General features: G+C 64.9%; 20 protein-coding genes. 11 read left to right on the plus strand and 9 right to left on the minus strand.

Annotation, left to right across the window (positions count from 1 at the left end):
* The first annotated feature begins 11 nt into the window (after nt 1-11).
* Nucleotides 12-812, plus strand: coding sequence for an enoyl-CoA hydratase/isomerase family protein (locus ACP2YO_RS46685; RefSeq protein ID WP_426437864.1), 801 nt, complete (start codon nt 12-14; stop codon nt 810-812).
* 161 nt (nt 813-973) lie between these two features.
* Here ACP2YO_RS46685 and ACP2YO_RS46690 read toward each other — a convergent pair whose 3' ends face one another.
* The 4 genes from ACP2YO_RS46690 to ACP2YO_RS46705 form a co-directional block, all read right to left on the minus strand.
* Nucleotides 974-3,088, minus strand: a complete 2,115-nt coding sequence (locus tag ACP2YO_RS46690; protein WP_426437865.1) for an acetate--CoA ligase family protein — start codon at nt 3,086-3,088, stop codon at nt 974-976.
* 157 nt (nt 3,089-3,245) lie between these two features.
* Complete coding sequence (locus ACP2YO_RS46695) at nt 3,246-4,001, minus strand: VOC family protein (protein WP_426443487.1); 756 nt, start codon at nt 3,999-4,001, stop codon at nt 3,246-3,248.
* A 3-nt stretch (nt 4,002-4,004) separates the two neighbouring features.
* Entirely contained in the window at nt 4,005-4,799 is a 795-nt protein-coding gene (locus tag ACP2YO_RS46700) for an enoyl-CoA hydratase (RefSeq protein ID WP_426437866.1), read from the minus strand.
* A gap of 37 nt (nt 4,800-4,836) precedes the next feature.
* A complete protein-coding gene (locus ACP2YO_RS46705; RefSeq protein WP_426437867.1) occupies nt 4,837-6,042 on the minus strand; it encodes an ABC transporter substrate-binding protein in 1,206 nt (401 codons plus the stop codon).
* Nucleotides 6,043-6,191: 149 nt separating this feature from the next.
* Here ACP2YO_RS46705 and ACP2YO_RS46710 point away from each other — a divergent pair, with 149 nt between their 5' ends.
* Both ACP2YO_RS46710 and ACP2YO_RS46715 read left to right on the plus strand, forming a co-directional pair.
* A complete protein-coding gene (locus ACP2YO_RS46710; protein WP_426437868.1) occupies nt 6,192-6,977 on the plus strand; it encodes a thermonuclease family protein in 786 nt (261 codons plus the stop codon).
* Nucleotides 6,978-7,083: 106 nt separating this feature from the next.
* Nucleotides 7,084-8,517: a M48 family metalloprotease gene (locus ACP2YO_RS46715; protein ID WP_426437869.1), complete on the plus strand. Its 1,434-nt coding sequence runs from the start codon at nt 7,084-7,086 to the stop codon at nt 8,515-8,517.
* A 127-nt stretch (nt 8,518-8,644) separates the two neighbouring features.
* On the opposite strand, the gene ACP2YO_RS46720 is transcribed toward ACP2YO_RS46715, so the two are convergent.
* Nucleotides 8,645-9,955, minus strand: coding sequence for an MFS transporter (locus tag ACP2YO_RS46720; RefSeq protein WP_426437870.1), 1,311 nt, complete (start codon nt 9,953-9,955; stop codon nt 8,645-8,647).
* A 189-nt stretch (nt 9,956-10,144) separates the two neighbouring features.
* On the opposite strand from ACP2YO_RS46720, the gene cyoA reads away from it, so the two are divergent.
* From cyoA to ACP2YO_RS46760, 8 genes are all read left to right on the plus strand, one after another.
* Complete coding sequence (gene cyoA, locus ACP2YO_RS46725) at nt 10,145-11,311, plus strand: ubiquinol oxidase subunit II (protein ID WP_426437871.1); 1,167 nt, start codon at nt 10,145-10,147, stop codon at nt 11,309-11,311.
* Between the two features lie 9 nt (nt 11,312-11,320).
* On the plus strand, nt 11,321-13,330 hold the full coding sequence (gene cyoB, locus ACP2YO_RS46730; protein ID WP_426437872.1) for a cytochrome o ubiquinol oxidase subunit I: 2,010 nt from the start codon (nt 11,321-11,323) through the stop codon (nt 13,328-13,330).
* On the plus strand, nt 13,327-13,956 hold the full coding sequence (cyoC, locus tag ACP2YO_RS46735; protein ID WP_426437873.1) for a cytochrome o ubiquinol oxidase subunit III: 630 nt from the start codon (nt 13,327-13,329) through the stop codon (nt 13,954-13,956). The genes cyoB and cyoC overlap by 4 nt, the downstream gene beginning before the upstream one ends.
* The gene (gene cyoD / locus ACP2YO_RS46740) at nt 13,953-14,336 is read left to right on the plus strand and encodes a cytochrome o ubiquinol oxidase subunit IV (protein WP_426437874.1); all 384 of its coding nucleotides are present in this window, start codon (nt 13,953-13,955) and stop codon (nt 14,334-14,336) included. The genes cyoC and cyoD overlap by 4 nt, the downstream gene beginning before the upstream one ends.
* A 44-nt stretch (nt 14,337-14,380) precedes the next feature.
* Complete coding sequence (locus ACP2YO_RS46745) at nt 14,381-15,169, plus strand: SURF1 family protein (protein WP_426443488.1); 789 nt, start codon at nt 14,381-14,383, stop codon at nt 15,167-15,169.
* A 25-nt stretch (nt 15,170-15,194) separates the two neighbouring features.
* Nucleotides 15,195-16,526 (plus strand): ATP-binding protein, encoded by a 1,332-nt coding sequence (locus tag ACP2YO_RS46750; protein WP_426437875.1) that lies wholly within the window; start codon nt 15,195-15,197, stop codon nt 16,524-16,526.
* The gene (locus ACP2YO_RS46755; RefSeq protein ID WP_426437876.1) at nt 16,516-17,052 is read left to right on the plus strand and encodes a response regulator transcription factor; all 537 of its coding nucleotides are present in this window, start codon (nt 16,516-16,518) and stop codon (nt 17,050-17,052) included. The genes ACP2YO_RS46750 and ACP2YO_RS46755 overlap by 11 nt, the downstream gene beginning before the upstream one ends.
* Nucleotides 17,053-17,250: 198 nt before the next feature.
* Nucleotides 17,251-17,853: a plasmid pRiA4b ORF-3 family protein gene (locus tag ACP2YO_RS46760; protein ID WP_426437877.1), complete on the plus strand. Its 603-nt coding sequence runs from the start codon at nt 17,251-17,253 to the stop codon at nt 17,851-17,853.
* Between the two features lie 130 nt (nt 17,854-17,983).
* Here ACP2YO_RS46760 and ACP2YO_RS46765 read toward each other — a convergent pair whose 3' ends face one another.
* The 4 genes from ACP2YO_RS46765 to ACP2YO_RS46780 form a co-directional block, all read right to left on the minus strand.
* Nucleotides 17,984-18,838 carry a CarD family transcriptional regulator gene (locus ACP2YO_RS46765; RefSeq protein WP_426437878.1) on the minus strand — a complete coding sequence of 285 codons (855 nt, stop codon included), beginning with the start codon at nt 18,836-18,838 and terminating at the stop codon, nt 17,984-17,986.
* 409 nt (nt 18,839-19,247) lie between these two features.
* Nucleotides 19,248-19,586 carry a ferredoxin FdxA gene (gene fdxA, locus ACP2YO_RS46770; RefSeq protein WP_426437879.1) on the minus strand — a complete coding sequence of 113 codons (339 nt, stop codon included), beginning with the start codon at nt 19,584-19,586 and terminating at the stop codon, nt 19,248-19,250.
* Between the two features lie 128 nt (nt 19,587-19,714).
* Nucleotides 19,715-19,984 (minus strand): RNA-binding S4 domain-containing protein, encoded by a 270-nt coding sequence (locus ACP2YO_RS46775; RefSeq protein ID WP_426443489.1) that lies wholly within the window; start codon nt 19,982-19,984, stop codon nt 19,715-19,717.
* 72 nt (nt 19,985-20,056) lie between these two features.
* The gene (locus tag ACP2YO_RS46780) at nt 20,057-23,554 is read right to left on the minus strand and encodes a helicase-related protein (protein ID WP_426437880.1); all 3,498 of its coding nucleotides are present in this window, start codon (nt 23,552-23,554) and stop codon (nt 20,057-20,059) included.
* Nucleotides 23,555-23,660: the final 106 nt, after the last annotated feature.

Genomic DNA, 23,660 nt, shown 5'->3' on the forward strand with positions numbered 1-23,660 from the left:
GGAGACAACAGATGACCAAGTACACGGATATCGGCGTCGAGACCCACGGCCATGTCGGCCTGATCGAGATTCGCAAGCCGCCGCTGAATTTCTTCGACGTCGCGCTGATCAACCAGATCGCCGACGCGCTGGAGGAGATCGACAACAATATCGAGATTCGCGCCACGGTGCTGGCCGCGCAAGGCAAGGCGTTCTGCGCCGGCGCCAATTTCGGCGATCCGGCGCGCCAGGAGCAGGAAGATCGCGCCAAGTCCGACCCGGCCTCGAACCTGCCGATCAATCACCTTTACGTTCAGGCCGTGCGCATCTTCCGCAACAAAAAGCCGATCGTCGCGGCGATTCATGGTGCTGCCATTGGCGGCGGCCTCGGTCTTGCCGTCTCCGCCGACTTCCGCGTCGCCTGTCCGGAGGCGCGCTTCGCGGCCAACTTCACCAAGCTCGGCTTCCATCCGGGTTTCGGCCTCACCGCGACGCTGCCCGAGCTGATCGGCAAGAACAACGCCGAGCTGATGTTCTACACCAGCCGCCGCGTCACCGGCGAGGAGGCCTATCGCTGGGGTCTCGCCAATGTGCTGGTGCCGCAGGACCAGGTGCGATCAGAGGCGATGAAGCTTGCGCAGGAGATCGCCGAATGCTCGCCGCTCGGCCTGGTCTCGACGCGCGCGACAATGCGCGCCGGCCTCGCCGACCGCGTGCTCGCCGCGACCAACCATGAGCTCGCCGAGCAGACCAAGCTCCGCGCGACCGAGGATTTCAAGGAAGGCGTCAAGGCGACCTCCGAGCGCCGCGTCGCGAATTTCAAGGGGCGGTAGGCCCCGCGCCCGTCTCTCTCAACGGGTCGTCCCTGCGAAAGCAGGGACCCATACGCCGCGGCCTGCGGAAAAGACACAAGCGGCAACGGCTTTCTCTCACGACTTCGTTTGGTGGTTGTGGGTCCGTGCTTTCGCAGGGACGACGATGAGGAGATGGCGCGCTATCGCTTCGGCACCACCAGCGCATCGACGATGGTGACGCCCTGCCCCTCGGCGTGCACCAGCACCGGATTGACCTCGATCTCAGCGATCTCGCGCGCGTGCTCCGCCGCCAGCGCCGACACATCCGAGATCAACTTCGCCAGCGCCGCGACATCGGCCTTCGGCGCGCCGCGGAATCCGTGCAACAGCGGCGCGGCTTTCAGGCTTTCCAGCATCGCGGTCGCCTCAGCGGCGCTCACCGGCGCCGGCCGATAGACGACGTCCTTGAACAGCTCGGTCGTGATGCCGCCGAGCCCGACCATCACCAGCGGCCCGAACGTCTGGTCCGTCATCGTGCCGACGATGATCTCGACACCCCTCTTCGCCATCGGCCCGACCAGCACGCCCTGGATCGCGGCTTGCGGCCGGCGCTTCTGCACGGTCTCCAGCATGTCGCGATAGGCCGTGAATGCCTCACCCTTGGTGGTGATGTTGACGCGGACGCCGCCGACCTCGCTCTTGTGCGGGATGTCGGGCGACTGGATCTTCATGGCAAGCGGAAGCCCAACCCGTGCGACCGCGGCATCGAGCCCGTCGCGGTCGGTGACCAGTACCTCGTCCGGCAGCGCGATGCCGGCTGTGCGCAGCAGCGACTTGCTGTCGAATTCGGACAGCGTCTTTGACGCGAGATGCACCGAGAGATCGTGCGCCGGCGCTGCCACGCTCTCCACCTTCGGCGCCAGCTTGAATTTCGCGTAGTCCGCCAAACGGCGCATCGCGACGCCGACATGCGTGAGGCCCGACAAGACCACCGCGCCTGACTTTGCGAATTCATGCCGCGCAAATTGCGACGGCAGCGTGTAGGAATAGAACACCACCGGTTTGTTCTGCGCCGCAATCACCGGCCTGAGCTCGGCCTCCTTGAACGGCATCCGCACCTCGCTCGACAGCGACAGTACGACCAGCGTCGCATCGACCTCATCGGAGGCATCAAACAGCTCGATGCTCTTTTGCAGGCCGCCGGAGGAGACGCCCTGCGCGGTCACGTCGACCGGATTGCCCGCGGCCCCATAAGAAGGCATCCATTGCTTGATCTGGCTCTGGACCTGTGACGAGAGCTCCGGCACACGCAGCCCCTGCATCGACACGGTGTCGGCGCCCCAGATGCCGGCGCCCCCGGAGACGGTCAGTACCGCGACGCGATCGCCCTTCGGCAACGGATTGGTTGTCAGCAGCGCTGCAATGGTCACGGCCTCGTCGAGATCGTTGGAGACGATGAAGCCATATTTGGCAAACACCGCGTCATAGGCCGCCGACCAGCCGGCCATGCTGGCGGTATGCGAGGCCGCGGCACGCTCGCCGGCGCCGGAGCGGCCGACCTTGGTCACAATGACGGGTTTCTTGATTTCGGCGGCGCGCTTTGCCGCGGCCAGAAACTTATCGACGTCGCGGATGCCTTCGATAAACAGCAGGATTACGTCAGTCGAAGAGTCCTGCACCATGTAGTCGAGGAATTCGCCGGCGCCGAGATCGCTCTCATTGCCGGCGCTGACGACATAGCTGATCGCGACGCCAATCGCCTTGGCACGGTGCTTGATGGCAAAGCCGATGCCACCAGATTGCGCGACAATGCCGACCCGGCGTTTGGTTGCGACGAGGGGCACATGGCCCGGTTTGACGTCGACGGTCGGACTGAAGGTGGCAGCGACCTTCTGCACCTCGCTGTAAAAGCCCTCGGCATTGGGGCCGGAAATCCGCATCCCCGTCCGCTTCGCCAGCGCCACGATCGCATCCTGCATCGCCGCGCTGTCGCCGCCCTCTTCCGCAAAGCCGGACGAGATGATGACGGCATTCTTGACGCCGACGGCCGCGCACTGCTCCAGCGCCGACAGCACCGCGCGGGCCGGAATCACGATGACAGCGAGATCGATCGGCGCGCCGATCTCGGCGATCGACTTGAAGCATGTGAGTCCGTCGATCTCGTCGTAATTCGGGTTGATCGGGTAGAGTTGTCCGGGATAGCCGTTCTTGCGCAGCATCGCGAGCAACCGCCCGGGAATCTTCTCGTGGTCGCGCGAGGCGCCGATCAGCGCGATGCTTGCGGGCGCGAAGAAGGAATCGAGCGGATGCGGCATGGGGGCGTTCCCTTATTGTTGTTAGGCGCGACGATATTGAATCGCCGCCGCCGGCTCAATCCATCCCCGTCATTGCGAGCGAAGCGAAGCAATCCACTTCACCCCTCGGGGAGAGAATGGATTGCTTCGTCGCTTCGCTCCTCGCAATGACGGCCAATTATGCCGTCAGCTTAAACGTCACGCCGCAAAGGAAGAACTCATCGCCCGACACGGCGCAGCCTTTTGCCTTCGCCGCATCAAGCACCTTCGCCTTGTCAGCGACCTTGAACGTCAATCCGCTCATGATCTCAGCCTCGCCCTGCACGAAGCGGAAGGTGCTGTTCGGCAGCTTCACGCTGGCTCCGTCGGCGGGAATGCCGAGAATCCTGCCCCAATGCTCGGCCAACGCTTGCGGCTCCGGGCTCTGCATCTCGACCTCGGTCAGCGCCAATGTCGTGTCGTTGCGGATCGATTTCTGCCAGTCCGGGCCGGCCGGCGGATACGGGCCCAGGATGTCGTCGCTGCCATCGGTGTGGTTGAACTCGATGAAGGCAGCGCGGCAGTCGCGCGGGTGCAACTGCACGCCGTGATAGGGCGCATGCGTGATCACGTTCGCGGTGCGCACGCCGATCGCGTTGGCCCTGGCGCCGCGCGCGTCGGGATCTTCGCAACAAAAGATCGCCATGTAGCCGCCGCGACCGGCGGTCTTCTCGATGAAGCGGCCGGCCGCCGTGCCTGGCCCCGGCTCGAACGGCGCAACGACCTCCAGAAGGATGGTGTCGACCGGCAGCAGCGCGTTTTCGAGACCGTATTTGGCGACATTGCCGTCGCGGTAGCAGACATCGAGGCCCATGATCGCGGAGATGTCCGAGATCACAGGCTTGAGCTGCGGCGCCACCAGGCAGATCTGCCGCAGCCGCATGTAATCGGCCACCACTTACTGCCCCTGGAAGGTGGGCTTGCGCTTCTCGACAAAGGCCTTGGCCGCTTCCTTGTGGTCGGCGGTCTCTCCAGCGCGCGAGTGATGGATCGCCTCGCCGTCGAAGCAGGCTTCCAGCGTCATCGTCTCGGCATTGTTGATGTTGCGCTTGATGTAGCCGAGCGCCACCGACGGTCCCTGCGCCAGCGAGCGCGCAAGTTCTAGCGTCTCTGTTTCGATATCGGCATCAGGCACCACCTTGGTCACCATGCCGAGATTGTAGGCCTCCTGAGCCGACAGCACCGGCGACATCAGATAGAGCTCGCGCGCCTTGGCGCTGCCGAGCATCCTGGTGAGAAAATAAGTGCCGCCGTAGTCGCCGGAGAATCCGACCTTGGCGAAGGCGGTGGTGATCTTGCAGGAGGCGCTGGCGACGCGCAGGTCGCAGGACAGCGCGATCGACAATCCGGCGCCGGCCGCCGCGCCGTCGAGCTGCGCCACCACCGGCTTCGGCATCTGGTGCAGGATGCGCGAGACTTCCATGCCACGGCGCAGGTTCGCCATCTTGGCTTCGAACGACATCGGCGCGCGGCCTTCCGCCATCGACTTGACGTCGCCGCCGACGCAGAACGTGCCGCCGGCGCCCCTGATCAGCACCGCGCGCACCTCGGTATCGTCCTGCGCGCGCCGCGCGGCGTCGACGAGCCCGCGCGTCATGTCGGGATTAAGCGCGTTGCGCCGATCGGGACGATTCATCGTGATGGTGAGAAGGCCCTGGTCGAGGGATTGAAGAACCATCTGATTGTCACTCATGGCATTTTGCCTTTCGTTGTTGTTGGTTGTCGCAGCGTCACTTCTTCACCAGCGGGCAGCGCGAGGCTTCCAGCGGCTGGAAGGCCTGATCGCCCGGCACGGTGGCGAGCAGCTTGTAGTCGTCCCAGCGGCCTTTCGATTCCGACGGCTTCTTGACCTCGAACAGGTACATGTCGTGCACCATGCGGCCGTCCTCGCGAATGCGGCCGTTCTTGGCGAACATGTCGTTGATCGGGGTCTCCTTCATCACCTTCATGACGGCGGCCGAATCCGTGGTGCCGGCGGCCTTCACCGCCTTCAGGTAATGCAATACGGAGGAATAGACGCCGGCCTGAGCCGAGGTCGGCACCCGCTTGGTGCGCTCCATGAAGCGTTTTGTGAAGGCGCGGGTATCGTCGTTGAGGTCCCAGTAGAAGGCCTCGGCGAGCAGCAGGCCCTGCGCGGTCTCGAGGCCAACGCTGTCGATATCGGTGACGAAGGCGAGCAGCGGCGAGATTTTCTGGCCGCCTTTGGTGAGGCCGAATTCGGCGGCCTGCTTGATCGCATTGATGGTGTCGCCGCCGGCATTGGCAAGGCCGATCACCTTGGCCTTGGAGGCCTGCGCCTGCAGCAGGAAGGACGAGAAATCCGAGGTGTTGAGCGGATGCCGCACGCTGCCCAGCACCTTGCCGCCCGACTTCAGCACCACGGCGGTGGTGTCCTTTTCCAAATCCTGGCCGAAGGCGTAATCCGCGGTCAGGAAGAACCAGGTGTCGAGGCCGGATTTCACCGCGGCAAGCCCGGTGACGTTGGCCTGCGCGAAGGTGTCGAACACGTAGTGCACGGTATAGGGGCCGCAGGCCTCGTTGGAGAGGCGAATCGAGCCCGGACCGGAGAACATGATGATCTTGCCGCGCGCCTTCGCGATCTCGCCGGCAGCGAGCGCGGTGGCGGACGCCGCGACGTCGAAGATCATCTCGACGCCCTGATTGTCGAACATGTCACGCGCGATGTTGGCAGCAAGGTCAGCCTTGTTGAGATGGTCGGCGACCACGATCTCGATCTTGCGCCCGAGCACCTCGCCGCCAAAATCCTCCGCCGCCATCTTCGCCGCGGTCTCGCTGCCGGTGCCGGTGATGTCGGCATAAAGGCTCGACATGTCGAGGATGCCCCCGAGTTTCAGCGGAGGCTTGCCCTGCGCCAGCGCCGCAGTCGCCGAGATCGCAAGCGCGCAGGCCAGCACACCGGCCAAAACTCGTTTCATCAAAAGCCTCCCTTGAAGCCCGCGCCGTCGTTGCGGCCGGTCCGTTGTTTCGCGCGGGATCATGCCGCATGGCATCCATAGCGGCAAGCCACGGAGCCGCGACGTGTTTTCCGCTCAACGGAATGGCGGAGATGTGCGAAGATCGATCCATGCAAACAATCTCGATGCGGATTCGGCCTGTTGTAATCCGCAGCCTGTTGCTGGCGTCCGCGACGCTGCTCGCGTGCAACGACGCCGGCGCGGCGGGATGCAATTTCGCCGACCAGGGCGAGGGCCGCGTTGCCGCTGTTGTCGACGCGCGCAGCTTTCGGCTGGATGATGGGCGCGAGGTCAAGCTGGCCGGCATTGAGGTGGCTGACAGGGCGCAGGCCACCGCGGCGCTGTCGACATTGCTGGCCGGCCGCGACGTGACGTTGCGTGGGGCTGACGATGCGCCGGACCGCTACGGCCGCCAGCCGGCCTATGCCTTCCTGGCTGGCGCTGAGGCTCCCGTACAGAGCGAGCTGCTGAGGCAGGGGCTCGCTCTGGTTTCATCCGAGGTTGGCGACAAGGACTGCGCCGCGCTGTTTGTGGCGGCCGAAGCCGAGGCACGGCAGGCCAAATCGGGAACCTGGGCCGGGTCGACGGTCATAAAAAACGCGGAAAGTCCGGGCGATATTTTGGCCGGGATCGGGCGCTTTGCAGTAGTCGAGGGCAGGGTTTTGTCCGTGCGGCAGGCAGGGGCAACGACCTATTTGAATTTCGGCCGAAACTGGACACGGGACTTTGCCGTGACCATTTCAAGGCGCATAGTCCCTGCGTTCGAGGCGGCCGGGCTTGCGCCCAAGTCGCTCGAAAATCGAAGGATTCGGGTTCGAGGCTGGGTCGAAGCACGGCGCGGACCACGAATCGAATTGCTCCGGGTGGGGCAGGTTGAAGTGCTCGGCGGGAACTAGGGGTTGTGTCCCACAGACCATACCCCGACAATTTTGGGTTGTTGACTTGATTGAGCGCGAAGGACGGCGTGAGGGAGTGACAGGCCGCTGCCTTTCGGCTGCGCCGATGCTCGTCTGCGCCGCGCTGACGCTCTCGGCCTGCGGCAGCACCGGCCGCTTCGAACAGGCCTCGCCCACCGCATCGATCACGCCCGCGAAGCCGAACCGCGTGGTGCAGCCGACGCCAGCCAGCGAACGCGAGCATGAGCGCATCCTGTCCTCCTATGGCGGCGCGTACGACGACCCGCAGCTCGAGGCGCTGATCACCAAGACCGTCGACCGGCTGGTCGCGGCCTCCGACCGCCCCGACCAGGCCTACAAGGTCACGATCCTCAATTCCGGCGCGGTCAACGCCTTCGCGCTGCCGACCGGCCAGCTCTATGTCACGCGTGGCCTGATCGCGCTGGCCAGCGACACCTCCGAATTATCCTCGGTGCTTAGCCACGAGATGGCGCACGTGCTGGCCAAGCACGCCTCGATCCGCGAGGACCAGGCGCGGCAGGCGGCTGTGGTGACGCGTGTCGTCACCGACATGAGCAGCGACCCTGATCTCACCGCGCTGGCGCTGGCCAAGACCAAGCTGACGATGGCGAGCTTCTCGCGCCAGCAGGAGTTCGAGGCCGACGGCATCGGCGTCGGGATCGCCGCGCGCGCGCATTTCGACCCCTATGGCGCGGCGCGCTTCCTCACCGCGATGGAACGCAACGCGGAGCTCAAGGTCGGCAGGAGCGCGCTCGATCCGCGCGCGCAGGACTTTCTGTCGTCGCATCCGGCCACCCCCGAGCGCGTCGCCAATGCCCAGGCGACCGCGCGGCAATACTCCTCGCCCGAAAACAACGAGCGCGACCGCGAGACCTATCTCGCCGCGATCGACAACATCGTCTATGGCGAGGATCCGAGCGAAGGCTTCGTCCGCGGCCGGCGCTTCCTGCACCCAAAGCTCGGCTTTACCTTCACCGCGCCCGACACCTTCACACTCGACAACACCGCGCAGGCGGTGATCGGCGTGCGCGAGGGCGGGAGCCAGGCCATGCGCTTCGACGTCGTGCGGGTGCCGGCCGAGCAGTCGCTCGGCGACTATCTCAATTCCGGCTGGATGGAAGGCGTCGACAAGGCATCGACCGAGGACATCACCATCAACGGCTTCCCGGCGGCGTCGGCGACCGCGCATGGCGAGCAGTGGCAGTTCAAGGTCTACGCGCTGCGTTTCGGCAGCGACGTCTACCGCTTCATCTTCGCCGCCAAGCAGAAGACCACCGAGAGCGAACGCAATGCGCGCGAGACCGTCAACTCGTTCCGTCGCCTGACGCTCGACGAGATCCAGGCCGCGCGCCCCCTGCGCATCAAGGTCATCAACGTGCAGCCCGGCGACACCGTGGAATCGCTCTCGCATCGCATGGCCGGTGTCGATCACCCCACCGAGCGCTTCCGCGTGCTCAACGGCCTCGATGCCCACGCCCAGGTGAAACCGCGCGACCGCGTCAAGATCGTGGTGGAGTGAGATCGGTTGCATCCGTGAAGGATGCACCGGCGGCAGGGTTCCCTCCCCCCTTGCGACCCGCAAGGGGGAGGGAGCCTGACTACGGCGCTCGCCTCACATCGCGTGACGGCTAACTATCAGCCGATCGTCAATCGACTTCGGCTTCGTGCAGACCGCTCAGCCACAGCGCCAGCAGCGTCCAGACTGCGCCGGAGAGCAGATAAGCACCCGCCGAGATCAGCCCGAAATGGGTCGCGAGTAACAGCGCTGCCAGCGGCGCGAAGCCGGCGCCGAACAGCCAGGCAAAATCCGACGTCAGTGCGGAGCCCGTGTAGCGATAGGCCCGCGCGAAGCTTGAGGCGATCGCGCCCGAGGACTGGCCAAAGGACAGGCCGAGCAGGATGAAGCCGAGCACCATGTACACAGTCTCGCCGACCGCGCCGGCATCGAGCAGTTGCGGGGCGAAGCCGCTATAGACCGCGATCGCGATTGCCGAGCCCAGCAACAGCGGCTTGCGCCCGACGCGATCGGCGATCACGCCCGAGGCCACGATCGCGCCGACGCCGACCATCGCGCCGACCATCTCGATGATCAGGAAGCGCACCGGGCTCTCGCGGGTGAACAGGAACACCCAGGACAGCGGAAACACCGTGACCATATGGAACAGCGCAAAGCTCGCCAGCGGGGCGAATGCGCCGAGCAGAATGTGGCGGCCTTCCTGCCGGATCGTCTCGGCGACACGCGCCGGCTGCAAATCGCGGCTTTCGAACAGATCCGAATATTCAGGCGTCGCCACCATGCGCAGCCGCGCGAACAGCGCCACGACGTTGATCGCGAAGGCGACGAAGAACGGATAGCGCCAGCCCCAGTCGAAGAAATCCTCGGCCGAGAGATTGCCGGCAAAGAAAGCGAACAGCGCGCTCGCCACGATCAGCCCGAGCGGGGCGCCGAGCTGCGGCACCATCGCGTACCAGCCACGATGGCGCGCCGGAGCATTGAGTGCGAGCAGCGAGGCGAGTCCGTCCCATGCCCCGCCCCAGGCGATGCCCTGCGCCAGACGCGCCGCGGCGAGCAGCCAGATCGCCGCCGCGCCGATCTCATTGTAGCCGGGCAGGAACGCGATCGCGACCGTGGAGGTGCCGAGCAGGAACAGCGCGATGACGAGCTTGGCGCCCTTGCCGTGGCGGCGGTCGACCGCCATGAAGATGACGGTGCCGAGCGGCCGCGCGGCGAAGGCCAGCGCAAAGATCCCGAACGAATACAGCGTCCCGGTCAGTTCATTGACGAACGGGAACACCAGCTTCGGAAACACGATCACCGAAGCGATCGCATAGACAAAGAAGTCGAAGAATTCCGACGTGCGCCCGATGATGACGCCGATGGCGATTTCGCCGGGTTTGGCCTGGCCGTGACTGGCGGCCTCCGGGGCTCCAAGGGTCGTTGCAGGGGCCTGTGCCATCGCCATCACGCCGTTGTCTGTCGTTGAACATGGTGGACCGCGGGCGGATTCGACCACGCGGTCCAGTTGTCTGTTTGGCTTCCTATCCCGCACTGCAACAGTGGACAAATTGTCCAATGTCCACTTTGCTGCATCGCAGCTACCCCTTGGCGGAACTCATAAAATTCCAAGAATCCTGCGGGGTCAGCCGTGCGCGCCTTGAAATTGTTGGCCTTATTGCCGTTTGCGGCCCTGCTCGGCGGGTGCGATTTCGTTGTCCTCGCCCCTGCCGGCGACGTCGCCGTCCAGCAGCGCGACCTCGTCGTCATCTCCACCGTTCTGATGCTGCTGATCGTCATCCCCGTGATGGCGATGACGGTGTTCTTCGCCTGGCGCTACCGCCAATCCAACACCGCGGCCCCCTACGAGCCGGAATGGGATCACTCGACCCAGCTCGAGCTGGTGATCTGGTCGGCGCCGCTTCTCATCATCGTTTGCCTGGGCGCGCTGACCTGGATGGGCACCCATCTGCTCGATCCCTACCGCACGCTCGGCCGCATCGACACCAACCGCCCGATCGCAGGCCAGGATGCCCCGCTCAATGTCCAGGTGGTCGCGCTCGACTGGAAATGGCTGTTCATCTACCCGGACTACGGCGTCGCCTCCCTCAACGAGTTCGCTGCCCCAACTGATCGGCCGATCAGCTTCCGCATCACATCGTCCTCCGTGATGAACTCGTTCTACATCCCCGCCCTCGCCGGCCAGATCTACGCGATGCCGGGGATGGAGACCAAGCTGCACGCCGTCGCCAACAAGGAGGGCACCTTCAGGGGCTTCTCCGCCAATTACAGCGGCGCCGGCTTCTCCGGCATGCATTTCGAATTCAAGAGCCTCTCTTCCACCGACTTCGCCAAGTGGATCGCGGCAGCCAAGGCCAGCGGCGGCATGCTCGGCCGCTCCGATTATCTGCAGCTCGAACGCCCGAGCTCCAATGAACCGGTACGCCTCTACGGCGCGGTCGATCGCGACCTCTACAAGGCGATCCTCAATTTGTGCGTCGAAACCGGCAAGATGTGCATGAGCGAGATGACGGATATCGACGCCAAGGGCGGCCTCGGCCTTGAAGGCCTCAACAATACGCTGCCGCTGGCTTACGACAAATACGCCCGCCGCGGCGCGCCCCTCGGCTCCGAACCCACTTTCGTTGCGGGCATCTGCGCCATCGATGAGATCAAGGATACGCCGACGCGCGAGATCAGCGCGCCGTTCGACATGACGCCGCTGCGCGGCGTCGGCTTGAGGCGCCCGCCCTTCTTGCCCGCACACCCGTCATCGACGTCGCTGCTGTCAGGCGCGCGTCCGAAATCAGAGTCCTAAGAGGGCCACATGTTCGACAATCCTGAACTCATCAAGGCGATCTTCGGCCGCCTCAATCTGGAAGCGCTGCCGCTGCACGAGCCGATCCTGGTCGGCACATTCGCGGTGGTGGCGACCGGCGGCCTCGCGCTGTTTGCGATCGTCACTTACTTCCGGCTGTGGGGCTATCTCTGGCGCGAATGGTTCACCACCGTCGACCACAAGCGCATCGGGATCATGTACATGATCCTCGGCATCGTGATGCTGCTGCGCGGATTTGCCGACGCGTTGATGATGCGATTGCAGCAGGCGATCGCCTTCAATGGCTCCGACGGCTACCTCCCCGCGCATCACTACGATCAGGTCTTCACCGCGCACGGCGTCATCATGATCTTCTTCGTGGCGATGCCGCTGGTGACGGGCCTGATGAACTACGTCGTGCCGCTGCAGATCGGCGCCCGCGACGTTTCGTTCCCGTTCCTCAACAATTTCAGCTTCTGGATGACCGTCGGCGGCGCTGTGCTGGTGATGATGTCGCTGTTCATCGGCGAATTCGCCCGCACCGGCTGGCTCGCCTACCCACCGCTGTCGAACCTCGGCTACAGTCCCGATGTCGGCGTCGATTATTACATATGGGGCCTGCAAGTCGCCGGCGTCGGCACGACGCTGTCGGGCATCAATTTGATCTGCACCATCGTCAAGCTTCGCGCGCCGGGCATGACGATGATGAAGATGCCGGTGTTCACCTGGACCTCGCTCTGCACCAACGTCCTGATCGTCGCCTCCTTCCCGGTCCTCACCGTGGTGCTGGCGCTGCTGGCGCTCGACCGTTACGTCGGCACCAACTTCTTCACGAACGATTTCGGCGGCAACCCGATGATGTACGTGAACCTGATCTGGATCTGGGGTCATCCCGAAGTCTACATCCTGATCCTCCCGGCGTTCGGCGTCTTCTCCGAGGTGACGGCGACGTTCTCGGGCAAGCGGCTGTTCGGCTACACGTCGATGGTCTACGCCACCGTCGTCATCACCATCCTCTCTTATCTCGTCTGGCTGCATCATTTCTTCACGATGGGCTCCGGCGCCAGCGTCAACTCGTTCTTCGGCATCACCACGATGATCATCTCGATCCCGACGGGCGCGAAGATGTTCAACTGGCTGTTCACGATGTATCGCGGCCGCATCCGCTTCGAGCTGCCGATGATGTGGACCATCGCCTTCATGCTGACCTTCGTGATCGGCGGCATGACCGGCGTGCTGCTCGCGGTGCCGCCGGCCGACTTCGTGCTGCACAACAGCCTGTTCCTGATCGCGCATTTCCACAACGTGATCATCGGCGGCGTCGTGTTCGGTGCCTTCGCCGGTATCAACTACTGGTTCCCGAAAGCGTTCGGTTTCAGGCTCGATCCGTTCTGGGGCAAGCTGTCGTTCTGGTTCTGGGTCTCCGGCTTCTACCTCGCCTTCATGCCGCTCTATGTACTCGGCCTGATGGGCGTCACCCGGCGCCTGCGGGTGTTCGACGATCCGTCCCTGCAGATCTGGTTTGTCCTCGCCGCGATCGGCGCGTTCCTGATCCTGCTCGGCATCATGTCGATGCTGGTGCAGTTCGCGGTCAGCATCCTGCGCCGTGAACAACTCAAGGACGTCACCGGCGATCCCTGGAACGCGCGGACGCTGGAATGGGCGACCTCGTCGCCGCCGCCGGACTACAATTTCGCGTTCACGCCCGTTGTCCATGACAACGACGCCTGGTGGGACATGAAGCGCCGCGGCTATCAGCGTCCGCTCACCGGATTCAAGCCTATCCATATGCCCGCCAATACCGGCACCGGCATCATCCTCGCCGGCCTCGCGACCGCAATGGGATTCGGCCTGATCTGGTACATCTGGTGGCTCGCCGCCGTCTGTTTCATCGCCCTGCTCGCGGTCGCGATCGGCCACACCTTCAACTATCACCGCGACTTCCACATCCCGGCGGGTGACGTGGTCCGAACCGAAGACGCGCGCACGCAGATGCTCGCCGCGGGAGCCAAGTCATGACAATTGCCGTCGTCCCCTCACAGAACTCCGAGCCGGTCTTCCATCTGATCGACGAGCACGAGCACCCGGAAGGCGCCAGCACCATGCTGGGCTTCTGGCTCTATCTGATGAGCGACTGCCTGATCTTCGCGATCCTGTTTGCGACCTATGGCGTGCTCAGCGGCAACTACGCCGCCGGCCCCGCGCCGAAGGACCTGTTCGACCTCAAGCTCGTCGCGCTCAACACCACCATGCTGCTGCTGTCGTCGATTACCTATGGCTTCGCGATGCTGACAATGGAGAAGTCGCGGGTCGGCGCGACGCAGGCATGGCTCGCGATCACCGGCCTGTTCGGCCTCGCCTTCATCTGCATCGAGCTCACCGAGTTCGCCCACATGATCCATGAGGGCGCAGGCCCGCAGCGCAGCGCCTTCCTGTCGTCGTTCTTTACGCTGGTCGGCACCCACGGCCTGCACGTCACCTGCGGCCTGATCTGGCTGGTCACGCTGATGACGCAGGTCGCCCGGTTCGGCCTGATCGAGGCCAACCGGCGCCGGCTGATGTGCCTCTCCATGTTTTGGCACTTCCTCGACGTCGTCTGGATCGGCGTCTTCACCTTCGTCTATCTCCTGGGAATGCTGCGATGACATCCGAATCTCACGCCCTGCACGCCGACGCCGGCGACCACGCCCATGATGCGGCCTCGCACGGCTCGCTGAAGAGCTATCTGATCGGCTTCGGCCTCTCCGTCGTCCTCACCGCGATCCCGTTCTGGCTGGTGATGACAGACGCACTCGGCGACAAGCAGGTCACCGCGCTGATCGTCCTGCTGTTCGCCGCGGTGCAGATCGTCGTACACATGATCTACTTCCTGCACATGAACACCCGTTCCGAGAACGGCTGGACCATGTTGGCCCTGATCTTCACCGTGATCATGGTGGCGATCGCGCTGACCGGTTCGCTGTGGGTCATGCATCATCTCAACGTCAACATGATGCCCATGCACGACATGAGCCAGATGCCGTGACGAGGCGCCCCTCCAGGCCCTCGCTGCTGCTGCTCACGCTCGGCATGCTGGGCGTGGTGATGCTGACCGCGCTTGGCGTCTGGCAGATCGAGCGCAGGACCTGGAAGCTGGCGCTGATCGAGCGGGTCGAGCAGCGTATCCATGCGGCGCCGGTCGCAGCGCCGGCACCGTCATCGTGGCCGTCGGTGTCCGCCGCCGGCGACGAATACCGGCACGTCGCTGTGAGCGGCACCTTCCTGCACGAGGACGAGACGCTGGTGCAGGCCGTGACATTGGATGGTCCCGGCTTCTGGGTAGTGACCCCGCTGCGGACCAGCGATGGAACCACGGTGCTGGTCAACCGCGGCTTCGTCACGTTCGACCAGCGCGATCCCGCAACCCGGCGCGAAGGCGACCAGCACGGCACGGTGACCGTCACCGGCCTGTTGCGGATGTCCGAGCCGAAAGGCGGCTTCCTGCGCAGTAACGAACCGGCATCCGGCCGCTGGTATTCGCGTGATGTGGCCGCGATCGCCGCCGTGCACGGATTGTCGCAAATTGCTCCCTTCTTCATCGATGCCGATGCGACTCCCAACCCCGGCAGTTACCCCGTGGGCGGCCTCACCATTGTCCGGTTTCCCAACAACCACCTGATTTACGCGCTGACATGGTTCGCTCTCGCCTTTATGCTGGCCGGTGCGCTCCTGCGCATCATCAGCGGCAGGGGGCGCCCCGGCGCCTCCGATCCAGGGTGGGACTCAAGGCGCGCCGCCGTGCGCCGCCTGATCGGCGCCGCACGCAATCCGTCTCGCACCACAGGCCCAGATGCTCGAGCGCACATCGGATTTGCATGAAGGGGAAGCAGCAGGCGAGGCTGTGATGCCGACCGCTGGAAGCGCACCCACGGGCACGCCCTTCGACCTCGCCTCGCTGCCGACCGACGACGCCGTCAATCGCAAGAACATGGCGCTGCTGATCCAGCTGCGCTGGACGGCGGTGATCGGCCAGATCGTGACGATCGCCTTTGTCGAATTATGGCTCGGCATTGCCTTGCCGCTGGCCGCCATGGTGGCCGTGATCGGCGCGCTGGTCACGCTCAACATCGCGAGCCTGATCTGGGTGCACGACCGCGCCGGGATCGGCCAGCGCGGGCTCCTGATCGCGCTGATGCTCGACGTCGCCGCCCTGACCGCCCAGCTCTATCTGAGCGGCGGTGCGACCAACCCGTTCACCTCGCTGTTCCTGCTGCAGGTGACGCTCGGCGCTGTCCTGCTCGACACGAGGGCGAGTTGGTCGCTGGTGGCACTGGCCTGCTTGAGCTTCGCCTTTCTGACGGTTGCCTATCAGCCGCTTGGGCTGCCGCAGCAAGGTTTCAACGACCGCTTCAGCATGTATCTGGCCGGGATGTTCATCGGCTTCGTGCTGGATGCGGTGCTGCTCGTGGTGTTCGTCACCCGTATCAATTTGAACCTGCGCGAGCGCGACGCGCGTCTCGCCGCGCTGCGCCAGCATGCCGCCGAGCAGGATCACATCGTCAGGATGGGCCTGCTGGCGTCGGGCGCCGCCCACGAACTCGGCACGCCGTTGTCGTCGCTCTCGGTGATCCTCAGCGACTGGCGCCGGATGCCGGCGCTCGCCTCCGATCCTGAATTGTCGCACGATCTCGGCGAGATGGAGACCTCGCTGCAACGCTGCAAATCGATCGTGACAGGCATTCTGCTCTCGGCCGGTGAGGCACGCGGCGAAGGCTCCGCGCCGACGACGGTCACAGCCTTCCTGAGGGCGCTGGTGGACGAATGGCGGACCACGCGGCCGTCGGCGATGCTGTACTTCCGCAACGCGTTCGGCGCTGACCTGTCGATCGTCTCCGATATCGCGCTCAAGCAGGCGATCTTCAACGTGCTCGACAATGCCGCCGAGGTTTCGCGCGACTGGATCGAGCTGATGGCCGAGCGTAAGGCCGACACGCTGGTGCTGTCGGTGACCGATCGCGGGCCCGGCTTTCCGCGAGAGATGCTGCCGCATGTCGGAAAACCCTACCAGTCGACCAAGGGCAGCCCCGGCAGCGGGCTCGGCCTGTTCCTGGTCGTGAACGTCGTGCGCAAGCTGGGCGGCGTGGTGACGGCGTGCAACCGACCGGATATTGGCGCCGCGGTCAGGCTCGAGCTTCCGCTGGCGACGCTTGCGATCGGAGACGGCCTTGACGGATGAACGCCAGCTTCTGATCGTCGAGGACGATGCCGGCTTCGCCCGCACGCTGAAGCGCTCGTTCGAGCGCCGCGGCTACGACGTCGTCGTCGCCGCTTCGCTCGATGAAGTCCGTCACATGCTGGAGGAGCAGTCGCCCGGTTATGCCGTTGTCGACCTCAAGCTCGCCGGCGGCGCCTCGGGGCTGGCCTGCGTCGAGGCGCTGCACGCCCATGATCCGGAGATGCTGATCGTGGTGCTGACCGGGTTTGCCAGCATCGCGACCGCGGTGGAAGCGATCAAGCTCGGCGCCTGCCATTATCTGGCCAAACCGTCGAACACCGACGACATCGAGGCCGCGTTCCAGAAAGCCGCCGGCAACGCCGCCATCGAGGTCGGCGCCCGCCCAACCTCGATCAAGACCCTGGAATGGGAGCGCATCCACCAGACCCTGATCGAGACCGATTTCAACATCTCCGAGACGGCGCGGCGGTTGGGTATGCACCGCCGGACATTGGCGCGGAAGCTCGAGAAGCAGCGCGTGAAGTGAGATGTAGCCCGGCTGGAGCGCAGCGCAATCCGGGATTGTCCAACCGCGGTTCGGCAAAGATCTTGGAGACGAACGTAGTTAAGTGCACTGGCACCGCAATTTCGTGCTCGCGCGGATCAACGCGCACGCCGTCCGCAGGTTCGACGAACTTCTGCCCTGGAACTAGTCCGCTGGGAAGGAAGGGCGTAAGGTCGCGGCATGACCGCCGACACCATTGCTCGCCTCAAGATCACGCTCGACAACATCAAGCCGACGGTTCTGCGCCGGATCGAGGTTCCCCTCGATATCCGGCTCGACCGGCTGCATCTGACTATCCAAGCCGCCATGGGCTGGACCAACAGCCATCTTTACGAGATCCGCGCCGGCGATGTCGGCTGGAGCACGCCGTATCCCGAGGCCGACGGGTCCAGCGATCTCCTCGATGCCCGCAAGGCCAAGCTCGGCGATGTCCTGGAAGACGTCGGCAGGAAGAAGCTCATCTACCTATACGACTTTGGCGATGGCTGGGAACATGTGATCAAGGTCGAGCGCCTCGCCGATCCCGAGCCAGGCGCGCTCTATCCATGCCTGATCGAAGTCGCCGGCCGCTGCCCACCGGAGGACTGCGGCGGCCCCTGGGGCTACAGCGAACTCATCGAAGCCCTCAAAGACCCAAGCCATGAACGCCACGACGAGCTAAAGGAGTGGATCGGCGACGACTTCGATGCAAACGACGATCAGGCCGAATGGCTCATCGCGGAGGTCGCAACGCTCACCAAAAACTGGTCACGCAAGCCCCGTCGCCGAGTCAAACGTCGCTAACCCGTAGTCCTTACCGGAGGGTTGCGCCTCTGTGGGGAAGGTGAAACGGGGGCATACGGAGAAACCCTGCATCAAAACAAAAAGCCCAGTCTTGCGACCGGGCTTTCCGTCTGAATTCTTTGGATGCAGCTCAGGCGGCTTCGTCGGCCACCGCGGTATCGTCGCCGTCGGCATCCTCACCTTCGGCTTCGCCCTCGGCATCGCCTTCACCGGCTTCCGACTTGGCGCCGCGGCGCGGGCTCTTGGCGAGCTGGCTCTCGATCTCCTTGACCGCTTCGGTCTCGGTCGAGTGCTGGACGACGGCGATCTCGCGCGACAGGCGGTCGAGCGCCGCTTCATAGAGCTGGCGTTCCGAGTAGGACTGCTCGGGCTGCGATTCCGAACGATAGAGATCGCGGACCACCTCGGCGATCGCGACGATGTCGCCCGAGTTGATCTTGGCTTCGTATTCCTGGGCGCGGCGCGACCACATGGTGCGCTTGACGCGGGCGCGGCCCTTCAGCGTCTCCAGCGCCTTCTTGACCAGCGCCGGGTCCGACAGCTTGCGCATGCCGACATTGGCGACCTTCGCCGTAGGCACCCGCAACGTCATCTTGTCCTTCATGAAGTTGATCACGAACAGTTCGAGCTTGGCGCCCGCGATCTCCTGCTCCTCGATCGCCAGGATCTGGCCGACGCCGTGAGCGGGATAGACGACGAATTCATTGGCCTTGAAGCCCTGACGCTGGGTCACGACCTTCTTGGGCTCTTCCACGCGCGGCGGAGCGACCGGCTTCGCGGCAACCTTCGGCGCGGCGGCGACGGGGGCGGCAGCCTTCGGGGCAGCCGGCTTCGGCGCAGCGGCAGCCGGCTTGGCTACGAAAGGCTTGGCTACGAAAGGCTTGGCTACGAAAGGCTTGGCAACGGCGGGCTTGGGGGCGACCTTCGCGGCAGCGGGCTTCGCAGCTGTCGCTTTCGCGGCAGTCTTGGCAGTCTTGTCTGGCATCAGGCTTCTTTTGTTCTTTGAGGACTTTGCGGCCGCGGCCTTCTTGGCGTCCTTCACCGACGCCTTGGCACGGCCCTTGGTTGCGCTGCGAGCAACGACAGCGGCTTTCTTCGTCGTCTTTGAAGCACTCTTTTTACGCGTTTTCTGTGACACAGCCTGCGCGCGGAAACTGCCACGCCCCTGTTCGATGTTGCGGGAACCTCGCAGCCACAGGATACGCATGGCCAGGGGGTTCTTGGCTTTAATGTGCTCAATATAGCACATTTTCCGCAAAAATCAATGATTTAGGCCCGATTCAGGGCATATCGAGCGACCTTCCGGTCATATGTCCGTCATTAGGGTTAAATCGGCGGGCGAAACAGGGTCGGGGCGGCCTAAAGGCCGCCGGTTTAGGCCTGAGATCAGCGAATCAGTCGCCGCTTCCGGGCTTCGGGGAGAAATATTTCTCGAACTTGCCTTCCTTGCCCTCCCACTCCTTGGCGTCTTCGGGCGAGTCCTTCTTCTGGGTGATGTTCGGCCAGCTCTTGGCGTATTCGGTGTTGACCTCGAGCCACTTCTCCAGCCCCGGCTCGGTATCCGGCTTGATGGCGTCGGCCGGGCATTCCGGCTCGCACACGCCGCAATCGATGCATTCGTCCGGATGGATGACCAGCATGTTCTCGCCCTCGTAGAAGCAATCGACGGGGCAGACCTCGACGCAGTCGGTATATTTGCACTTGATACAGGCTTCAGTGACGACGTAGGTCATCCAAAACTCCGGAACGGTCAACGTTTTCTGGGGTTGCCTAGCGCAGGAATACCGCAGCCGCAAGGGAAGCGGGCCCCGAAAAAGCGATAGGCATTCCGGCACATATCCGACTTGCCGGCCCTAGATATCTATTCCTTGCCGGCTTGCAAATCCTCACAGAGCAGGCGCGCGGCAGCCGCATCGCCGCGCCGCTCGGCAAAGCCGATCACTTTCAGCACGCGGACGCTGTTGTCGAGCGCGACGGTGACGACGTCACCGAGCTTGACCGCATGCCCCGGCGATTTCTCGCGCGTGCCGTTGAGCCGGACATGGCCGGATTCAACGAGCTCGGCCGCGCCGGTGCGGGCCTTCACCACCCGCGCATGCCACAGCCATTTGTCGAGACGCTGCCGATCCAAAGAGATTCTTTTGTGTAACGCGTTTTCTTCACGCGAACCGGGATCCACTTCGCTCGAAAACGCTACGTTTGACTATTCCTTGCGATTGCCCGCGAGCTGTTCCTTCAGCGCGGCGAGCTTGGCGAATGGCGAATTCGGATCGATCGGCCGGTCGCGCTCGCGCGGCGCCGCACTCGAGGCATAGGGCCGATGCGACGGGCCGCCCTTGTCGCGACCGCCCTTATCGCGGCCGAAATCGCGGCCGCCGCGGTCACGATCGCCGCGCTCGCCCTTGCGGTCGCCGCCGAATTTCTTCGGGCGGTCATTGTCGCGATCGCGGCCCTTGCCCTCGAAGCGCTCGCGGCGCGGGCCGCGATCACCTCTGGTGTCCGGCGCCGGTGCGCCGTCAGCAGGCGCGGCAGCGACAGCGGTTACTGTGGCCTCGGCAGGCGCGCCCTCACGCGGCGGCACGCGGAAATCCTGGTGGCGGCGCGGACGGCGGTGATGCTCGCGCTTCTCGCCCGGGGCTGCTTCGCCCGATGCGGCCGCGGGCGCGCCACCATCGGCGGGCTTGCCCTGATGACGACCACGATTGCGGTCGCGGTTGCGATCGTGCTGACGGGGGCGATGCTCGTCGGAGCGGCCACCGGGGCGCCAGACCTCGACCAGTTGCGGCTCGGCCGGCGCCTCGGGCGCGGCCTCTGACGCGGCTTCGGCGGGAGCAGCCTCAACGCTTGCCGTCTCCGCAGGCGCTTCGGCTGCGGCTTCCAGAGGGGCCTCGGCAGCAGGCGCTTCCTCGGCGACAGGCTCAGGCGCGGCCTCGGCAGCGGGTGCTTCGGCCGGAGCGGCCGGCTCCGGCGCGGTCTCGGCGACAGCCTCCGGCGCGGTCTCGGCCTCCTGTTGTGTCTCGATGAAGGAAGGCGTCTCCTCGCCGGTCACGACCGAGGCGAAGCTGACATCGGGCAGCAGCGCGGCGGAGGGCGCGGGATCGCCGGAGACCGGCAGATCGGCGGCAGCTTCCGCCTCCGGCGCGTCGTGAGCGACCTCGGTGGCGGCATCGACCGGCGCGTCCGCGGCGGCAACGGTCTCCGTGGTCTCGACCGGCGCAGCCTCAACCGGCTTCGGCGGCAGCGGCGGACGGCGGTCCATCCGATAACCGAGCGCGCGGAGGATCGAGGCGAAATCCTCGCCGGCCGATCCGGTCAGCGAGGTCATTGCCTGCGTCACGACAAAGCCGCGGCCGTCGAATGCGCCGGTGGGCTTGTCGCCGGGATTGGTCTCGCGCCAGGCCAATGCGGGACGGATCAGATCGGCGAGCCGTTCCAGGATGTCGACGCGCACCGCGCGCTCGCCGCACTGGCGATAGCCCAGCACGCGATAGGCATCGCGGGCTAACTGCTTGTCGACCGGGAACGAAGTCCGTCCGCTGGAAGCCAGATGCTGCACGTTCGACAGGATGGACATGTCGACATTGCTCTGCTTCTCGGCCCACAGCAGCGAAGCCAGCGAGCGCGCCGCAGGCTTCAGCAGCAGCGGAAAATAGATGTGGTAGGCGCCGAACCGCACGCCGTACTTGCGTAACGTCGCGCGCGAGGGCTGGTCGAGATCCTTCATCTCGGCGGAAATCTTCGAGCGTTCGAGCACGCCGAGGGCTTCCACCAGCTGGAACGCGATGCCGCGCGCGATGCCCTGCAAATCCTCGGCCTTGGAGAGTTCGAACAGCGGCCCGAGCAGCTTCTCGATATGCGTCTTGAGCCAGAGGTCGAGCCGGGTCTGTACGGCTTCGCGCGGCGCGCCGGTCAGCCGCTCGTCGGAAATGATGCGTAGCCGCGGATGCAGCGCGTCTTCGGCGGCGACCAGCTTGGCCACCGCATCGCCGGTCCAGCGGATGGTGCCGTCGGAGGTCAGCACGAACTGATCGTCCGCGCCGGCGCTCAATTTCTCGGCACGCGTGTCGATCTCTTTCGCCAGCACCTGCTGGGCGGCGGCCTGCAGGGCCTTGGCGTCGCTGCCGGCTTCCGCCGCGTCTGGTGCAAAGGTGAAACCGCCGAGGCGGCCAATGGCATGGCCTTCCACGATCACTTCGCCGGTCTTGCCGATTTCCGTATTCAAAACTGAGTTCTCCCGCAGGCGGCGCATCAATACACTGGTCCGCCTGTCAACGAAACGCTCCGTGAGCCGTTCGTGCAGCGCATCGGATAATTTATTTTCGAGCTCGCGCGTGATCCCCTGCCAGTGCTCCGGGTCGTACAGCCAGTCCGGCCGGTTGGCGACGAAGGTCCAGGTCCGGATTTGCGCGATCCGGCCCGACAGCGTGTCGATATCACCGTCGGTGCGGTTGGCCTGGTCGACCTGGGCGGCAAACCATGCGTCAGGGATACGCCCCTTTTGCATCAGGAAGCCATACAGCGTGGTCACGAGTTCGGCATGGGCGGCGGGTGCCAGTTTTCGATAGTCCGGAACCTGGCAGGCCTCCCACAGCCGCTCAACGGCGGCGGCGCCATGCGCCATCGCCCGCACATCGCCGTCGCGCGCGACGTGATCGAGCACGCGCTGGTCTTCGGCGGCCGGCGCCCGCGTCAGCGCCTCATGGCCGGGCGATAGCGCCAGCGACACCTGCAAGGCCCCGAGCGAGGCGAAATCGAGTTTTGCATTCCGCCATTGCAGCATTTTCACGCTGTCGAAGGTGTGGTTCTGCAACGCGTTGACGAGTTCGGGCTCGAACGGCGCGCAGCGGCCCGTCGTGCCGAACGTGCCGTTGCGGGTGGCGCGCCCTGCGCGGCCTGCGATTTGCGCGAATTCCGACGGCGTCAGGCGGCGGAACTGATAGCCGTCGTACTTGCGGTCGGACGCGAAAGCGACGTGATCGACGTCGAGATTGAGCCCCATGCCGACGGCGTCGGTGGCGACGAGATAATCGACGTCGCCGTTCTGGAACATCGAGACCTGCGCATTGCGGGTGCGGGGCGAGAGCGAGCCCAGCACGACCGCCGCGCCGCCATGCTGGCGGCGGATCAGTTCGGCGATCGCGTAGACTTCATCCGCCGAGAACGCGACGATCGCGGTGCGTCGCGGCTGCCGCGTGATCTTGCGGTCGCCGGCGAATTCGAGCTGCGACAGACGGGGCCGCGTGACGATCGAGGCGCCCGGCAGCAGCCGCTCGATGATGGGGCGCATCGTCGCAGCGCCCAGCAGCAGCGTCTCGTCGCGGCCGCGGCGGTTGAGGATGCGGTCGGTGAAGACATGCCCGCGCTCGAGATCGGCGGCGATCTGGATCTCGTCGACGGCGAGGAACGAGACATCGAGATCGCGCGGCATCGCCTCCACGGTCGAGACCCAGAAGCGCGGCGCCTTCGGCTTGATCTTCTCCTCGCCCGTGATCAGCGCGACATTGTCGACGCCGGCACGGTCCGCGATCTTGTTGTAGACCTCGCGCGCCAACAGCCGCAGCGGCAGGCCGATCAGGCCCGACGAATGCGCCAGCATCCGCTCGATCGCCAGATGCGTCTTGCCGGTGTTGGTCGGGCCCAGCACCGCAGTGACGCCTGCGCCGGGGGCACGGTCATTTCCGAACGAAGATGAGAAAGCCATATTTTACAGGTGTTTCTTCTTGCTGCTCGCCGCGCGCACGCGCGCCTAGAAAGTCACCTCGCCCCGCCTGCGGGGAGAGGTCGGCGCGAAGCGCCGGGTGAGGGGG

Source organism: Bradyrhizobium genosp. P (assembly GCF_049949265.1).
GTDB lineage: Bacteria > Pseudomonadota > Alphaproteobacteria > Rhizobiales > Xanthobacteraceae > Bradyrhizobium.

Excerpts from the sequence above, each read along its gene's own strand:
- ACP2YO_RS46685 (WP_426437864.1), top strand. The coding sequence starts at position 12 with ATGACCAAGTACACGGATATCGGCGTCGAGACCCACGGCCATGTCGGC.
- ACP2YO_RS46690 (WP_426437865.1), bottom strand. The coding sequence starts at position 3,088 with ATGCCGCATCCGCTCGATTCCTTCTTCGCGCCCGCAAGCATCGCGCTG.
- ACP2YO_RS46700 (WP_426437866.1), bottom strand. The coding sequence starts at position 4,799 with ATGAGTGACAATCAGATGGTTCTTCAATCCCTCGACCAGGGCCTTCTC.
- ACP2YO_RS46705 (WP_426437867.1), bottom strand. The coding sequence starts at position 6,042 with ATGAAACGAGTTTTGGCCGGTGTGCTGGCCTGCGCGCTTGCGATCTCG.
- ACP2YO_RS46710 (WP_426437868.1), top strand. The coding sequence starts at position 6,192 with ATGCAAACAATCTCGATGCGGATTCGGCCTGTTGTAATCCGCAGCCTG.
- ACP2YO_RS46715 (WP_426437869.1), top strand. The coding sequence starts at position 7,084 with ATGCTCGTCTGCGCCGCGCTGACGCTCTCGGCCTGCGGCAGCACCGGC.
- ACP2YO_RS46720 (WP_426437870.1), bottom strand. The coding sequence starts at position 9,955 with ATGGCACAGGCCCCTGCAACGACCCTTGGAGCCCCGGAGGCCGCCAGT.
- cyoB (WP_426437872.1), top strand. The coding sequence starts at position 11,321 with ATGTTCGACAATCCTGAACTCATCAAGGCGATCTTCGGCCGCCTCAAT.
- cyoC (WP_426437873.1), top strand. The coding sequence starts at position 13,327 with ATGACAATTGCCGTCGTCCCCTCACAGAACTCCGAGCCGGTCTTCCAT.
- cyoD (WP_426437874.1), top strand. The coding sequence starts at position 13,953 with ATGACATCCGAATCTCACGCCCTGCACGCCGACGCCGGCGACCACGCC.
- ACP2YO_RS46745 (WP_426443488.1), top strand. The coding sequence starts at position 14,381 with ATGCTGGGCGTGGTGATGCTGACCGCGCTTGGCGTCTGGCAGATCGAG.
- ACP2YO_RS46750 (WP_426437875.1), top strand. The coding sequence starts at position 15,195 with ATGCCGACCGCTGGAAGCGCACCCACGGGCACGCCCTTCGACCTCGCC.
- ACP2YO_RS46760 (WP_426437877.1), top strand. The coding sequence starts at position 17,251 with ATGACCGCCGACACCATTGCTCGCCTCAAGATCACGCTCGACAACATC.
- ACP2YO_RS46765 (WP_426437878.1), bottom strand. The coding sequence starts at position 18,838 with ATGCCAGACAAGACTGCCAAGACTGCCGCGAAAGCGACAGCTGCGAAG.
- fdxA (WP_426437879.1), bottom strand. The coding sequence starts at position 19,586 with ATGACCTACGTCGTCACTGAAGCCTGTATCAAGTGCAAATATACCGAC.
- ACP2YO_RS46780 (WP_426437880.1), bottom strand. The coding sequence starts at position 23,554 with ATGGCTTTCTCATCTTCGTTCGGAAATGACCGTGCCCCCGGCGCAGGC.